We start from the raw sequence: 12,926 nt of genomic DNA, 5'->3' as shown, positions 1-12,926 counted from the left end.
GTCCCTCCCGTCTTTTCGGCTCGTTCGATCGTGGCGAGGCCCTCCGTCAGGGTCTCGATCGCTTCCTGCACTTCGCGCTTGGCCTCGCGCCGCGCAGCGGCGCTATCGGGCTGGCCGCTGGCCTTGATCAGGGCGGCCACAGCCTCGCCGGTTTCCTTGGCCGCGCCCATGGCGATTTCGGCCAAGTCATGGCCGTCTGCCTCGTGCGCGGCGATATCCAGGCGCAGGGCCAAGAGGCGGTGGAACGGGGCATGGTTGCCACCGCGCTCCAGGAAAGCGCGATCGAGGCGCTCGGCATCGATCATGCGGATCTCGGTTTCGCAATCGTGGTCGGACCAGAGGCGCACGGCCCGGCCGGAAACGCCGCAGATCGCACCGCAGGTGTCCCAACCGATCACGGCGGCAACCTCGGTAAGGGTGGCCTCATAGGTGAGGGGTTCGCGCCGTTTCGTCATGCCGCAGCACCCCGCTTCGAAGCGCGCTGCTGATTGAAGAGGACCGCAGCCTGGTAGCGATCTACGCGCTGATCGACGCCATGCCAGCGAGGTCCTGGCGCCAAATCAACAGGATAGAGATCGGGGCGCAGATGATGACGAGGGACGCCGGTAGCGGCTTCAACCCGCAACACGAAATTGCCTGGCAGGCGCTTGGAGCTTTGCACCCATTTCCAGACTGCTGTGGGGGAGACTTCACAAACACGTGCCAATTCGGATTGCGACCCGAGGGCATCGATGGCCTGCAAAAGCGCTTCGTAGATTGTGGGTGTTTCAACCATGGTTGAAGCTTTAACCAAGGTTGCAGGAGCTTGCAACAACAAAAGTTGCGTCGCGGATTTTTACCAAAGTTGTAATGCTCGAACCGTGTTTCGTAGCGACCGTCTCCTAGCCTTGATGGCGCAAGAAAACCTCTCGCAAAGCGCACTGGCGCGCCGCGTAGGGGTTTCAAGCACTGCCATCTGGAAGCTGCTGAATGATCCTGCTCAGGGGTCTAAACACACGCATAAAATCGCGCGCGAATTGGGTACGAGCCCCGAGTATTTGATGGGCGAAACGGATGATCCCAAAGCGAGCGGCGAAATCCGGTTCGTCCCGGCGGTCCAAGAAGCGCCTGCAGAAGCGCCTTCTGACCCGGACCACGTTGAAATCGATCTGATCGATTTCGCCTATGGGATGGGCGGCACGTTCACCGACACTGATCATATCGATGTCGAGAAAGTCGGCTTTTCCCGCCGTTGGCTGCGCCAGTTCACACATTCCGCGCCAAACCAGCTGTTCACCACCAAGGGCATCGGCGATTCGATGGCGCCGACCATCTCCGATCATGACATCGTCGTGGTCGACAAGTCGGACCGGGTGCCCGAGTTCGCCGACAAGGTCTGGGCGATCGTCTATGGCGGCATGGCGATGATCAAGCGCCTGCGGCAGTTGCCGGATGGCTCGATGCTGATCAGCTCGGACAACCAGCTGGTGCGCGATGCGCGGGCCACCGATGGCGAGCTTCACGTTGTCGGCCGCGTGGTGGCCGTCGTTCGGAAACTATGACCTGGGCGGCCGAGACCAAGCTTCCGGCGATGTCGCTCGCGGTGGTGGGCGCGGATCATGCCAATCGCGATGGGTCAGACCGCCGGTTCGAAATCCTGTTGTGCAAGCCTGGGGAAGCCGTCGAGCTTCGGCCCGAACCGCGCAACCGGCATGATAGCCGAGCGGTGGCGGTGTTCTCGGCACGCGGGGTGCAAATCGGCTATCTCACGGCCGAGCGATGCGGCCGGATCGGCGGGCTGATCGCTGCTGCCATCGAGATCCAGGCGGTCTTTCAGAAGCAAACGCCATTCGGCGCGTGGATCCGGGTTGCGTTCAACGGAGAAGCGCCAACGGTCGCGCTGGAGGAACCCGAGGGCAATGCGGTGCATGAGCTGCGATCGTCGTTCGACCACGACACGGGCTTTTTTCCAGATCCGGTTTGGGATGATGAGTGAGCACATATGAATAAAGTTGCGACAGCGCTCAACCTAATAGGCATCATCGCCATATTGCCGGGGATATTGGGTTTGGTTGAACCAAGAGTGTTGTTGTTAAACAGCAGATGGAAGGTAATTCCGATCCTAACCTTAAGTTTACTTTTGGGAGGAGCGGCATCGATCCTGTCCCCTGAAGATCATACTCCGGATAGCGGTGGCAGATTTGTAGGGCTGATAATGATGCTTCTATGGTTCGGTATATTGAAGGTTTGTTTGCGGAAATCTGAGAAAGCATCAAAGAAAGAATAGCGGTCTATTTGCTCTGAAGCTCAAGCCGCTGTTTGAGCCCACCTGCGCCCATCGTGGTTTCCAGACTTTCCACCAGCCAGGATGCGCCGTCGATCGCGCTGGTCCAGCCTGACAGGGTGGCCTTGGCGTTGGGCTGGATCTGCATCTCGGCCGTGGCCAGCTCATAGGTGAAGACGCGTTTGCCGCGCGCCCGCTTCTTGGCCTCTGCGGTGGTGGCCTGCTTGGCCTCGGCCTCGCTCGCATAGACGCGCTTCAGGCGTTTGCGGTTGGCGCCGGCGGTCTTGTGGGTGCGGCGCCGGCCCGTCTTCGCATCGTGCCATTGCGCCTCTGCCCCATCATACTGCCCGCGATCGGCCTGGCGGCAGGACCATTGCCAGCCATCTCGGCGGGTGAGGGCGATAATGGGTATGATCTTGCCGGTGGCGGTGGTGGCGCTGCCCACGGGCATGAAAATGAGCTGCTTGTTTTTCCATGTCGCCACCGCATCATAGCGCTGGCCGAGATCCTTGACCAAGGCGTGGTCGCTCTTGTTGTGCTGCTCGAGCAAGGCCACGGCCAGGCCGGCGAGATCGGGGTGGACCTGGGCGGACAGCCCATTGCGCGCGGCGATGGCGGAGAGGATGGCTCCCACGGTGGTGTCTTTCCACACCTTGACTCGGCGTTGGCGCGCGGTGCCAGTGAAATCGGCAGAGCGGGCGCGGATCATGATCTTGTCGGGCGGTCCGGTCTCTTCCACTTCGTCCACCCGGAACGCACCCTTGTCGACCAGGCCGATGGTCACGTCGTCGCCACTTTCCCAGCCCAGCGCCAGGTGGATGTAGCGGCCGGTGGTGGGCGCCTGCAGCTGGCCATCGTGGTTGTGCAGGGTGAGCGACAGCTCGTCTGCCTCTCCGCCGCGTTTTTCGGTGAGGGTCAGCTCGAGGAAGCGGGGCTCGAGCTTGGCCGCCAGATCGGTGCCATCGTCGAGGGTGAGGCGGATGCCGGCCTTGTTCGCTGCCATGATCAGGCCTTGCGCTTGAGCGTGACGGTGAAATCGATGCTGCGCGGGATGCCGCCGGCCATGATGGTCTGGTGGGTGAGATCGAGGCCGACGATCACGTAATAGCCCCAGACCTCGCCCAGGCCGTTCATCAGCGCCCAGGCATCGCCGGTATCGCCCATGCTGACCAGCGTATCGAGCGCGCTGTACTTCCCCGCGATCTCGGGGATGCAGGAGCCGGCGATCGTCACGTCATCGTCGCCGGGGCCGACGAACTGCACGGCCGGGCGGGCGCCGAAGCGCTCGCTTGCCTCGTGGCGCCAGGTGATGCGGCGCTGCAGCTCGGAATAGGCCAGCGTGTCCATGCCGAACACGAACATGCCGAGCGTGAGCAACTGGCCGGGGGTGGGGCCCGATGCCATCAGCGGCCGTCCGTGTCATAGCGCGAGCGGGTGGAAACCCCCTGGGCGGCTTCCAGCTCGCGCCGCACCTGGCGCGCGAGATCCTTCACGTCCATGCCGGGGCCGGCGTGGACGTGGATCGTGACCGGCCCGGCAGCCGTGGGGATGGGGCTTGCCACGCGGACCGCCGGCCGGATGGCTGGGGCAGTGTTCGGACGTGGGCCGACGTTCGCGATTGCAGGCGATAATCCCGCGCTCATAGCGGAAATGGCCGCTACCAGTCGCGACACTGATCGGACGGGGCGCCCGCTCGTTCTTTCGATACCTTCAGCCAGGCCTGACGAAATATGACCGCCAATCTGCATGAACACGCGCGATGGCGAATGGATATCAAGTTTCCGTCTCACCTGATTTTGCGCCGCAAGCGCCAGATTATCGGCTGCTCGCTTCACGCGATCGGTCTTTTGCTCGATCCCCAAGGCAACGCCATCGCCAACGTGGTTGCCGATCAGAATGGATTGCTGCTGCGTTCTGGCCATAACCTGTGGGTTGGACATCCACTGCATCAGGGTGGGACTGTTCGCCCGCTGCTTGAAGGCCATGGCAAATCCGTCACCGGCTTGGTGACCAATTAGCAGTGCCCGCTGTTGCGCCGTCGTGGTGTCTTTCGCGGTGAACCACCATTGCATTAACGATAGGTTGCCACGCTGCTGGGAAAGGGCTTGCATCAGGCCGGAACTGGCAGCGGCGGCCACTTCTCGCGATTTGGTCTGGGCCATCTCGCTGAAGGGGGTGAAAACAGAATCGAGTGTACCCAACAGCCAATTGGTGGCGCCGCGCATCATCTCGCCGCCGCTTTCCTTAAACACGCTCCACCGCGCCATGAGCTTGTCCCATCGCGAAGTGGTGTCATTCGTGACGGTAGCAAAGTTTCGGTCGATCAGGCCGACCGAATCCTTATTCAGCATCTTGTCACGGATGCGCTGCATTTCCTTCATGTTCTGGATCAGCGAGAGAACACCGGTCTGCGCCTGCTGGTCGCCAAACAGATATGAGAGCTTGTCGAGGTTTCCGCCCGTTGCTTTTTGGGTGAGATCGGCGATTGCTTCGAGTGGGCCCTTTCCGTCGTGATAAGCTTTTTTCAGTTCTCGAGGTAGATCAATGCCAAATTTCTTGAAATTCTGGATCGTATCTTTTGCATTGATCTTCAGAAGAAGGTTGTCGATGTTGTTGGCGGCCTGATCGGCATCGCCGGTTGCCTTGAATGCGACTTCCAGAGCGGAAGCAAGGTTTGCGACTGCAGGCGTGCCACGTTGATCGAGAGCGTTGAGCCGCGCCGTGAGCGTCGGAAAATTGCGAGCCATGTCAGCAATTTCGAAGTTACCTTCGTTGGCGCCCACGGCCATGATTTCCAGCATGCGCGCGGTCTGGCGCGTGCGATCAATGTCATCCTTACCTAGTGGAATTTTCAGGTTGGTGAGCGCTGCGTTGGCGCCCTGCGCAAGTTCGGAGATTTCGGCCTTGTAAGCATGGGATGCCTTCGCGATCGGCTCCATCATCTTCATGGCGGCCTTGGGATCGACGCCCGACGCGGCGAGGAAATCGACGCCGCCGCGAAGTTCCTCGGTCGTTTTGCGCACACGGGGAGCCAGGCGCTGAATTTCTTCGCGCATCTGCGCCAGCTGTTCGCGCGACAGGTTGGCCTTAAGCCCGATTTGGGTAAGCTGCTGCTGGGCTTCCGCGTCCGCAATGACGGGAGCGGAGGCCAACTCCAGCGCTTCCTTGGCGGTGCTGACGATGATTCCGGCCTTCACGGCCTTGTCGGTAAACGATCCCGGCCCGGCCTTTCCGCTGGATTTGCCTTGGCGTGCCATGATGTTGGCATAGGCGTCCTTCTGCTGTTGGACGTTATGCGTCGTCTCGCCGATCTTCCCCCTCAGGTCGCTCTGTGCCTTTGCCAGATCCCCGGTGGCCACTTTGGCAGCCTTGAGCTTGTCGCGCAGGCGTTCGAGATTTTGGGCGTCGTCACGAACTGCCCCTGACAAATTGTCGGCCGATTTCGATGCCCGGGCAAGCTCACGCTCCATTTCGCGAGTCGGCTTGGCGGCCTGATCGATTTCAGTTTTCAGGGCCTTAACCTTGTCGCGAGCATCTTTCAGCTTGGCGCTATTGTCTGCCAGTTTTCTTTCGAGCTTCACGAAGGACGTGATATTCGACTGTGCGGCGTTGAGCTCTTTCAACTCCTTGCGAGCAGTCTGAAGTTCATGCCCGACTGACTTTGCCGTTGTCTTCACGCCGGTCATCTTGTTGATGGCTTTGTCGACCGCTTCGAAAACGATGCTGAGCTTCAGTTCGCGATCACTCATGATCAATCTTCCCGGGCAGGCGTGCAAGGGCGCGGGCGTGCCAGTGCCCCAGTGTTTCCAGCGGCCAGGCCGACATCGCTTCGAAACTGAAGTGCAGAACCAACGCGATGTCGGCCATCATGTCCTCTACGGATGCGAGCAAACCTACCCGCTTAGTTACAGCAGCAAAAAAGCCGAAAGTTCCTGCCCGATCTCGAACAAGTCAGGGCCACTCAGAAGTTTGGCTTCCGCGACAGTCAGCGGCGGTTCGGAGATACGCGGGAGGATTTTGACGATCTCGTTGGTATCCATCCGCATGAGATCGAACAAGGAAATGCCGGAAAGGACAGTCCCATTGGCTTGGCGCAGCATGATCGATGCGATTTTCTGTTCGCCGCGCACGACAGGCTGGCGGAGGTTGACGACGGCAATGATGCCTTCGGGCAGTTCAGATGTGGCGTCAGCCATATGCGGGGCTCCTGGTGGCGGGGGCAGGAACGACCGGGGGCGGGGGGATCAAAAAACCCGCCCCCGGTCACCATGACCGGCGCCCCGCAACAGGACCGGCATGGATTTGCGATAGGGCGGGTGTGGCGCGCCGCGCGCGCGCGGAACAGGATGGGGGCTGGTAGAAGGCGGCTCTACCGCAAGGTATTGCTGTACCAAGTATCCCTTTGGCGGCTCATTCCTGGTCGAGGGCCTTTTCTACGAGGCGGCGGATTGCCTCGGCTCTGGGGGGCAGGCCCGCTTGCTTTGCTCGCCATCGGTCGATCCGCTCGAACCAATCGGCAGGGGCCTTCATCTCGAAGCGTTGCATGAGGTCAGGTTTCTTCATACGGTCAATACGTATCAGACGTTGACAACGGATGCAAGGATACGTATCAAACGTATCAGCCGGGTTGAAGGTTGCACCCTCCAACCCGGCCTAACCCGAACCATGGAGTTGACCATGATCCGTGCTGAATCTGCCCATATCATTGGCGCCGCGTCACAGCTACGCGATTCCCGCAGTGCTGCCAGGCAGCGCAATCCAGCGTTCGAACTTTCCGATGATGCGCTGCTCTATGGCAAGCTGGCACATCCCTCGTTCGATCCTGATTATGAAATGTATACCTGGCCCGACGTAATCGATCAGAGCCAAATTGGCGCTGGCAACCTTGGCCGCGCCTTCACTGATGACATGGAAATTGACGACGGTGTGTAAGGTGCGCTGGGAAGGATGATTCGATGACCGACAGCCGCTTTGCCTTGATCGAATTCCACGGGGATCAGTTGCTGACCATATTCGACGGGCAGACCGTGCGCGTGGCCATGAAGCCTCTTGTTGAGCGCCTGGGCATCGCGTGGCCACGCCAGTACCAGAAGCTCAAAGACGATCCTGTCCTCTCGGAAGGTGTTACCCTTACGGTAATACCTTCCGAGCGTGGCGCTCAGGAAACGGTGACGTTGCCCATCGATTTGATGCAAGGCTGGCTCTTCAAGCTCAACCCAGAACGGGTGGCTCCAGAAGCCCGAGAGCGAGTTATCGCGTATCAGCGTGAATGCTACCAGGTGCTCAATGACTATTGGGTCAAAGGCAGGGCTGTGAATCCGCGCCATGCGGGCGCCAAGGGGAACGCGGCCCCGCTGACCACCGCGGAACTGCTCAAGCTGGTCGAGCGGATCAAGGAAGAGTGGCAACCGGAAATCCGGGCCATGCTCTATGCACTGCTGGATCAGATGTGCGGGCGGATGAACCTGCCGCTGCCCGCCATCGAGGCATTTGGCCAGCCAGATCAGCGGCATCTTGCGATTGCGCGGGCATTCTTCGAGGGCATCGCCCAGCTTCTTGCCGCCGGGGTCATGGTGAACCGGCATCGTCGGTCTGAGTTGTTGGCGGTGTCGCTGCCCGAGATCGAGCGCTTGTTCGCGGCCCACGATATCGCGTGGATCGGCGGGACCGATCTGCATAGCGCGCTGCGGGAGCATCCGGCCTTCATCAAGCGCGCGAAGGTGAACTGTCGTGACGGCGTGTTCCGCGCCTGCTGGGTATTCGATGCGGCAAAGCTGGCGCGGCAGGAGCCGTCGTCAATTTGACGACGGCTCCGCTCATGTCCGTGGTCACCCCGTCAGGATGGCCATGATTTCGGCATAGCGATCGATGCCATCGACGCGGAACACGCCCGAGATCATGTCAATCTCCACCTCTTCCACGCCGTCAACCTCGCGGCGGTAGTAGGCCACCGCGCACTTGTATTTGTGTTCGGTTTCGTCGCCCGCCTTGGACTTGCCCAGGTCGATTTCCGTAAAGCGTCCACCGAGGAAGATATTCACGGACTGGGCGGCGCTTCCGTCGTCGGCCTGGTAGGCGCCGACCAGGCGCAGGGGCGCGCCGGCCACGTCTGTGGTGCCGAACATACGGATCAGTTCGGGCGCGTGACCGCCCATGGTGAGGGTGGCCTCCTGGGCTTCCAGGCCCTTGTCGATCTTGATCGGGCCGATCATGCCGGCGCCGCGCCAATCGTCGGTGGCGATAGCCAGCTTGGGTTCTTCGAATTCGCCGATCACGCCCAGCCAGCTGGTGTTGGCGCCATAGGCGTTGATGTTCTTCAGTTTGCGGGGGAGGCCCATGGCCGGATCCTTTCAGCGTGACGCGAGTGGAGAGGGGGATCAGCCGGTCACGCTTGCCGCGAAGCCGGTGTAGTAGATGTCCGTGATCACCAGGTTGACCTGCGGGTTTTCCATCGGGGCGCAGGGCGTGAACTGGATGCGGAAATTGGGCCGGCCGGCGGCCAGCTCGCCCGAGGTGTTGGCATCGGCATCGAAGAACGCCTGGGCGCCGATCACCTTGCCGTCGCGCACCAGCTTGCGGAACTGGGCGTTGACCGTCTCAAGCTGGTCCTTGATCAGGCCCACGGTCATGGGCTGGTCGAAGAACGGGCTGAACGCAGCGGCGATCACGTCCTGCAGCGCGTAGAGCGTGCGCACCGCGCTTTCGAAGGCATACTGGCTCTGATCGTCACCCGCGCAGGTGCGGTTGCCCCAGAAGCGATAGCCGGCCGAGGTGCGGATGATCGTGGTGATGTCGGCATCGTTGAGCAGGCCGGCATCGGTGTCGTTGTCGAGCAGATCGTAATGCACGTCGTGCGTGATGGCGGAGATGCCGGGCACGGTGACGTTGCTGATCGTCTTGTGCCAGCCCACCGTTTCATCGAGATAGGCGCGCATCCCTAGCGCCCGGGCGACGGCATCGCCCGCGACGGTGGCCGAGCTGTTGGGCCAGATCAGCATCAGCTCGCGCGCGCCGAATTCCTCGCGGTAGGTGCGCGCCTCGGCATTGGTATCGCCGATCGCGCGGGCATAGGCCATGCCGCGCAGCTTCTTGGCCAGGATGGCGAGCTTGGTGGTCACTTCCTGGGTGTCGAGGCCGGGGACGCCGATGATGCGTGGGCGAGCACCGGTGATCGCCTCGGCAGTGAGCAACGCCTGCATGCCGGTGTAGCTGGCGCCGTCCGTCGCACCGATCACGGCGGTATCCTGCGCGTCTTCGTCCAGGCCCACCGCCACGCGCACGATCACGATCCTGGGGGTGACGATGTCGTCGATCGCCTCGAGCGCGGCCTTGAGCGTGCCGGCGCTGCCCGCCTTGCCAGCGGCAATGGCGGCCGAGGTGAACAGCACAGGGGTGTTGAGCGGGAAAGCCGCATCGATCGCGGCCTGACTTTCGGGGGCAACGGCGGTGGAGGTGCCGATCAGGCCAATGATGGCGCTCGACTTCGTGCTGATCGTGCGGGTGCCGGACGTGGATTCGATAAGGGTGATGCCGTGGGCCATGGCAAAGGATCCTTCAGCGGGTGGGCGCGGGGAGCGGGATGGTGAGGGTGACCAGGCTGTTGCCGAGGGCCTGGGCGGTTTTGCCGGTGATGTTGGCGGCGAGGTTGCCCTCGGCCGGGGCGCCGGACAGAGTGACCTTGGTGACGGTCAATTCCGTCTCCCACGTCTGGATGGCCAGCGCAGTGGCGGCGCGCAGCAGATGCGCGGTGGCGGCGTTGGTGGGCTGGTCGATCAGCTCTTGCCAGAGCGAGCCGAAATCACGGCGTTGAACACGGGTGCCGATCGGCGTGGACAGGATCTGGCCCACGCGCTGCGTCAGGTGCGCAACGCCCGAAAGGGGCTTTCCCGTGGTGGCGTCCATGCCGTTCATGCCCCACGCAATGCCCCCCGCCACGCGCGCAGGCGAGACGGGGGGCGGGTAAGGGCGGGCTTTACCGTTTCCGATTAGCTCGGAGGTTGACTATTGCCGGGGTGGGTATGGGTCTTGAGGCTCTTGCCGCCGCCGATCACATCGTCGCTGGCGGTGAGCGTGCCGCCGATATCCGCATCCTCGCTGGTTGAGAGCTTGCCGTCGATCGTCACGTTGCCGCGAATGACAAGGCCGCCTGGCGCTTCGATCGTGGCCGTCCCGCCCGCAGGCAGGATAGCTGTGAGAGCATGCCCCTGCGGATCATATCCGATGCGGGCGCCATCCTCGTATTCAGTCACCTCCGCGAGGGTGGTGCCGGGCGCGGGGAAGTTGTCGTTGGGGAGACCGAGCAAGGCGATGGCGTTGCCGATCTGGCCATCGGGGCACAGGAGCACAACCTCTTCATCTTCGCTTGGCGGGGACCAGGCTCGGGTCTTTCCGGCGCGGCCTGCCACCCAGCGGATGGGCGGGGTTTCGCAATCCTCGTCCGTATCCGGGTCACCATAGCGGACGACGCAGCGCGGCGGATTCAGCGTGACCGATAGGATGGTGCCCAGGCGGATCAGGGTGGAGAGATCGGCCGGGATATCCTCGTCGTCGGTCACGGCGTGGCGGCATCCGGCATGGCGACGGCGGCACCGGCCGCGATCAGGGCTTGGGCGTCCTGATACACTTGGGCGAGGCGGAGGGCAGTGCCGGTGAGGCTGTCATAGTCGGCGCGGGGTAAGGCAACCATGCCGGCAGCGTCACCGGATCGGTCATCGAGCGGGGCAGGACGATCGGTTCCGGGCAGATCGGCGTGTCTGGGCTGATCCGCAGGGCAGGACGCTGGCACGCGGTGAGCAGCAGCATAGGCAGCGCCAGCAGCACGGCCGCGCTCGTAATAGGCAGAGGCTTGCGCATCGGAGATCTCCGCAATGGCGGCCGAGACGGCGGCCGGTTGATGGTTGGCCGCCACCTGGGCAGAGCGGGCAGCGGGCTGGGCATCCTTGACCTTGGCGAGTTCGGCGCGCGCGGTGACGAGATCGGCGCGCAGGTTGGCGCGGTCGATCAGCAGCCAGCCAAGTGCGGTGGCGCAGGCGAACAGCGCGAGAATGGCAATGGATGCACCTGGCCGTTGGCGGATTGCGGCCCAGGCCTTGATGGCGATCATTCGCTATTCTCCTTCGGCAAGGCGCCGGGCTGGGGAAGCCAGCGCGCGATGGTGGGCAAGGCGAAGGTCGCGAAGCCGACAAGGATCGATGCCACTGGCCGCCAAGCCTCGGGCAGCGTGTCAACCAGGCGGGGCAGCACGGTGGGGTCGCTGACGAGCCAGGCGGCGATCACGGCGGCCAGGGCGGCAAGGCGCACGCTCCAATAGCGCTGCAGCGTGCGGAGTTCGGCAAGGATGCGCTTCATCATGCGGCATCCTTGAGGCACATCGCCTGCTCGCGGCCGCGCCGCGCGGCCAGCCCGGGAATGACGACAAGCTTGCCGGCAACGCGACCCTTGCTCCAGGCGAGCAGGGCATTGCACGATCCGCGCACGTCGCCGGCATTGATCAGTCGCCGCGCGGTGGATCCGCACCAGTTCGCCACCCCGACGTTGTAGGCCAGCGACACGGCGGCAAACCGCACATAGTCGCGGTGCGGCACGGTGAGCGCGAGGCCGGGTGTGCATTGCATCACGCCCTGGGCATGGGTGACCAGCTCCTGTTCGAGCAGCACCGCGCACTGGTCTTCGGTGAGCTTGTCCTTGGCGGTGACGCGGCGGCCGTCGATCGAGGTGAGGCCGTCGCAGATGGTGGCGACGCCGACGAGATCGAGATAGGCCTGCAGGTATCGCCGGCCGGAAACATGGTGCACGTCGGCTGTACCATCGGGCGCCATGGTGACCTGCACGGTGCGCCCGCTTTCCTCTTTCGGGATCTGCGTGAGCAGGAGCGCCGCCGTGACCAGGCCGACGACACTGGCAAGGGTCCCCTTCTTGACCGCGCTGTTCGGGGGCGGGGGCGTATTGGTGAGGTTCACAGCCGTTCCTTTCGGTGGATCAGACCTTGGACCGTGGGCGTCTCGTAAATGCGGATAGCGGTCCAGACGATGGTGAACACGGAAGCGATGGCAGGCAGCACGCTGATCAGGCTCCCGAGCAAGGCGGCAATGGAGGTGAAATCGATCGCGTGTTTCACGCCGTCAGGCAGAGCATCGAAGTAGTTTTTCATGGGTCGGCCCCTGGCGGCAGATGCGCAAACGCGCGCGATGGCCTGTCGTAAGGCTATCGCGCGCGTGAGGGACCGGGGTGGCGGGGTAGAGGCGGGGCTTACCCGATGTCGTCAGGTGACCGGTGTTTCGCTGTGCAACGCCCAGTTGTGCATGGGCACATTGCCCAAATTGGCCGAGCCGGCGTAGATCAGGGCATCGCCGGCATTGTCGCGGATATTGCCCTTACCGAACACGGCGCCGCCGCTGCTGTCGGCAAAGCCGTAGCGCAGAATCCAGCCCGCCGCCCAGGCACTGGCAAAGTCCACAGCGATCTGGTTGCGGCCGACGATCCGAGCATTGCTGATCGGGACGGAATTGCCGGCGGCATCCACTAGGGAATAGCCCAGATTGGTCTGCAGCCCCCCAGCGATGGTGTCATCCTTCACCAGATAACGCCCACGCGCCACCGGATAGGTGGCGATCAGGCTGTTGCCCATGCGGACCACCTTGGTCGGTTTCATGGCGGCAGCCTT

The 12,926-nt window shown here is 62.7% G+C and carries 22 protein-coding genes; 5 read left to right on the top strand and 17 right to left on the bottom strand.

Annotated elements, in window-relative coordinates; all coding sequences use genetic code 11:
* Positions 1–455: hypothetical protein (locus C8K14_RS21580; RefSeq protein ID WP_108338595.1), on the bottom strand; the 455-nt coding region annotated here is incomplete at its 3' end.
* Positions 452–775 carry a YdaS family helix-turn-helix protein gene (locus C8K14_RS21575; RefSeq protein ID WP_107719124.1) on the bottom strand — a complete coding sequence of 108 codons (324 nt, stop codon included), beginning with the start codon at positions 773–775 and terminating at the stop codon, positions 452–454. The genes C8K14_RS21580 and C8K14_RS21575, both read right to left, overlap by 4 nt.
* Here C8K14_RS21575 and C8K14_RS21570 point away from each other — a divergent pair.
* From C8K14_RS21570 to C8K14_RS22510, 3 genes are read left to right on the top strand one after another with little or no spacing between them, the layout of a single operon-like run.
* Positions 774–1,541, top strand: coding sequence for a S24 family peptidase (locus C8K14_RS21570; RefSeq protein WP_107719122.1), 768 nt, complete (start codon positions 774–776; stop codon positions 1,539–1,541). The genes C8K14_RS21575 and C8K14_RS21570 overlap by 2 nt on opposite strands.
* On the top strand, positions 1,538–1,975 hold the full coding sequence (locus C8K14_RS21565) for an HIRAN domain-containing protein (RefSeq protein WP_133726911.1): 438 nt from the start codon (positions 1,538–1,540) through the stop codon (positions 1,973–1,975). The genes C8K14_RS21570 and C8K14_RS21565 overlap by 4 nt, the downstream gene beginning before the upstream one ends.
* A 6-nt stretch (positions 1,976–1,981) precedes the next feature.
* Positions 1,982–2,266: a hypothetical protein gene (locus C8K14_RS22510; protein ID WP_133726940.1), complete on the top strand. Its 285-nt coding sequence runs from the start codon at positions 1,982–1,984 to the stop codon at positions 2,264–2,266.
* Between the two features lie 4 nt (positions 2,267–2,270).
* Here C8K14_RS22510 and C8K14_RS21560 read toward each other — a convergent pair whose 3' ends face one another.
* The 6 genes from C8K14_RS21560 to C8K14_RS22755 form a co-directional block, all read right to left on the bottom strand.
* Positions 2,271–3,266: a contractile injection system protein, VgrG/Pvc8 family gene (locus tag C8K14_RS21560; protein ID WP_107719120.1), complete on the bottom strand. Its 996-nt coding sequence runs from the start codon at positions 3,264–3,266 to the stop codon at positions 2,271–2,273.
* Between the two features lie 2 nt (positions 3,267–3,268).
* On the bottom strand, positions 3,269–3,667 hold the full coding sequence (locus tag C8K14_RS21555) for a phage tail protein (protein WP_107719119.1): 399 nt from the start codon (positions 3,665–3,667) through the stop codon (positions 3,269–3,271).
* Positions 3,667–6,012 carry a phage tail tape measure protein gene (locus C8K14_RS21550; protein ID WP_107719117.1) on the bottom strand — a complete coding sequence of 782 codons (2,346 nt, stop codon included), beginning with the start codon at positions 6,010–6,012 and terminating at the stop codon, positions 3,667–3,669. The genes C8K14_RS21555 and C8K14_RS21550 overlap by 1 nt, the downstream gene beginning before the upstream one ends.
* Positions 6,005–6,133: a GpE family phage tail protein gene (locus tag C8K14_RS21545; RefSeq protein ID WP_107719115.1), complete on the bottom strand. Its 129-nt coding sequence runs from the start codon at positions 6,131–6,133 to the stop codon at positions 6,005–6,007. Before C8K14_RS21545 ends, C8K14_RS21550 begins: the two co-directional genes overlap by 8 nt.
* Positions 6,134–6,168: 35 nt before the next feature.
* Positions 6,169–6,459: a phage tail assembly protein gene (locus C8K14_RS21540; RefSeq protein WP_107719113.1), complete on the bottom strand. Its 291-nt coding sequence runs from the start codon at positions 6,457–6,459 to the stop codon at positions 6,169–6,171.
* A gap of 214 nt (positions 6,460–6,673) precedes the next feature.
* Entirely contained in the window at positions 6,674–6,826 is a 153-nt protein-coding gene (locus tag C8K14_RS22755; protein WP_158272955.1) for a hypothetical protein, read from the bottom strand.
* A gap of 114 nt (positions 6,827–6,940) precedes the next feature.
* Here C8K14_RS22755 and C8K14_RS21535 point away from each other — a divergent pair, with 114 nt between their 5' ends.
* Together C8K14_RS21535 and C8K14_RS21530 are read left to right on the top strand one after the other, a co-directional pair.
* Positions 6,941–7,195: a hypothetical protein gene (locus tag C8K14_RS21535; RefSeq protein WP_133726910.1), complete on the top strand. Its 255-nt coding sequence runs from the start codon at positions 6,941–6,943 to the stop codon at positions 7,193–7,195.
* A 23-nt stretch (positions 7,196–7,218) separates the two neighbouring features.
* On the top strand, positions 7,219–8,067 hold the full coding sequence (locus C8K14_RS21530) for a phage antirepressor N-terminal domain-containing protein (RefSeq protein ID WP_107719110.1): 849 nt from the start codon (positions 7,219–7,221) through the stop codon (positions 8,065–8,067).
* A 24-nt stretch (positions 8,068–8,091) separates the two neighbouring features.
* Here the strand turns inward: C8K14_RS21530 and C8K14_RS21525 are convergent, their stop codons facing one another.
* The 9 genes from C8K14_RS21525 to C8K14_RS21485 all read right to left on the bottom strand — a co-directional run.
* Positions 8,092–8,601 (bottom strand): phage major tail tube protein, encoded by a 510-nt coding sequence (locus C8K14_RS21525; protein WP_107719108.1) that lies wholly within the window; start codon positions 8,599–8,601, stop codon positions 8,092–8,094.
* Positions 8,602–8,640: 39 nt separating this feature from the next.
* Positions 8,641–9,804: a phage tail sheath subtilisin-like domain-containing protein gene (locus tag C8K14_RS21520; protein ID WP_107719106.1), complete on the bottom strand. Its 1,164-nt coding sequence runs from the start codon at positions 9,802–9,804 to the stop codon at positions 8,641–8,643.
* Between the two features lie 13 nt (positions 9,805–9,817).
* Entirely contained in the window at positions 9,818–10,165 is a 348-nt protein-coding gene (locus C8K14_RS21515) for a GPW/gp25 family protein (RefSeq protein WP_233253935.1), read from the bottom strand.
* An 83-nt stretch (positions 10,166–10,248) separates the two neighbouring features.
* Positions 10,249–10,818, bottom strand: a complete 570-nt coding sequence (locus tag C8K14_RS21510; protein ID WP_107719102.1) for a phage baseplate assembly protein V — start codon at positions 10,816–10,818, stop codon at positions 10,249–10,251.
* Complete coding sequence (locus C8K14_RS21505; RefSeq protein ID WP_107719101.1) at positions 10,815–11,366, bottom strand: hypothetical protein; 552 nt, start codon at positions 11,364–11,366, stop codon at positions 10,815–10,817. The genes C8K14_RS21510 and C8K14_RS21505 overlap by 4 nt, the downstream gene beginning before the upstream one ends.
* The gene (locus C8K14_RS21500) at positions 11,363–11,614 is read right to left on the bottom strand and encodes a hypothetical protein (protein WP_133726909.1); all 252 of its coding nucleotides are present in this window, start codon (positions 11,612–11,614) and stop codon (positions 11,363–11,365) included. Before C8K14_RS21500 ends, C8K14_RS21505 begins: the two co-directional genes overlap by 4 nt.
* Positions 11,611–12,222, bottom strand: a complete 612-nt coding sequence (locus tag C8K14_RS21495) for a lysozyme (RefSeq protein ID WP_107719098.1) — start codon at positions 12,220–12,222, stop codon at positions 11,611–11,613. The genes C8K14_RS21500 and C8K14_RS21495 overlap by 4 nt, the downstream gene beginning before the upstream one ends.
* A complete protein-coding gene (locus tag C8K14_RS21490) occupies positions 12,219–12,413 on the bottom strand; it encodes a hypothetical protein (protein WP_107719096.1) in 195 nt (64 codons plus the stop codon). The genes C8K14_RS21495 and C8K14_RS21490 overlap by 4 nt, the downstream gene beginning before the upstream one ends.
* Before the next feature lie 111 nt (positions 12,414–12,524).
* On the bottom strand, positions 12,525–12,926 hold a 402-nt coding region (locus tag C8K14_RS21485), incomplete at its 5' end, for a hypothetical protein (RefSeq protein ID WP_208110669.1).

This window comes from Novosphingobium sp. GV079, assembly GCF_003058045.1.
In the GTDB taxonomy this organism is placed as follows: Bacteria; Pseudomonadota; Alphaproteobacteria; order Sphingomonadales; family Sphingomonadaceae; genus Novosphingobium; species Novosphingobium capsulatum.
This window is presented reverse-complemented; position numbering and strand designations above follow the sequence as displayed.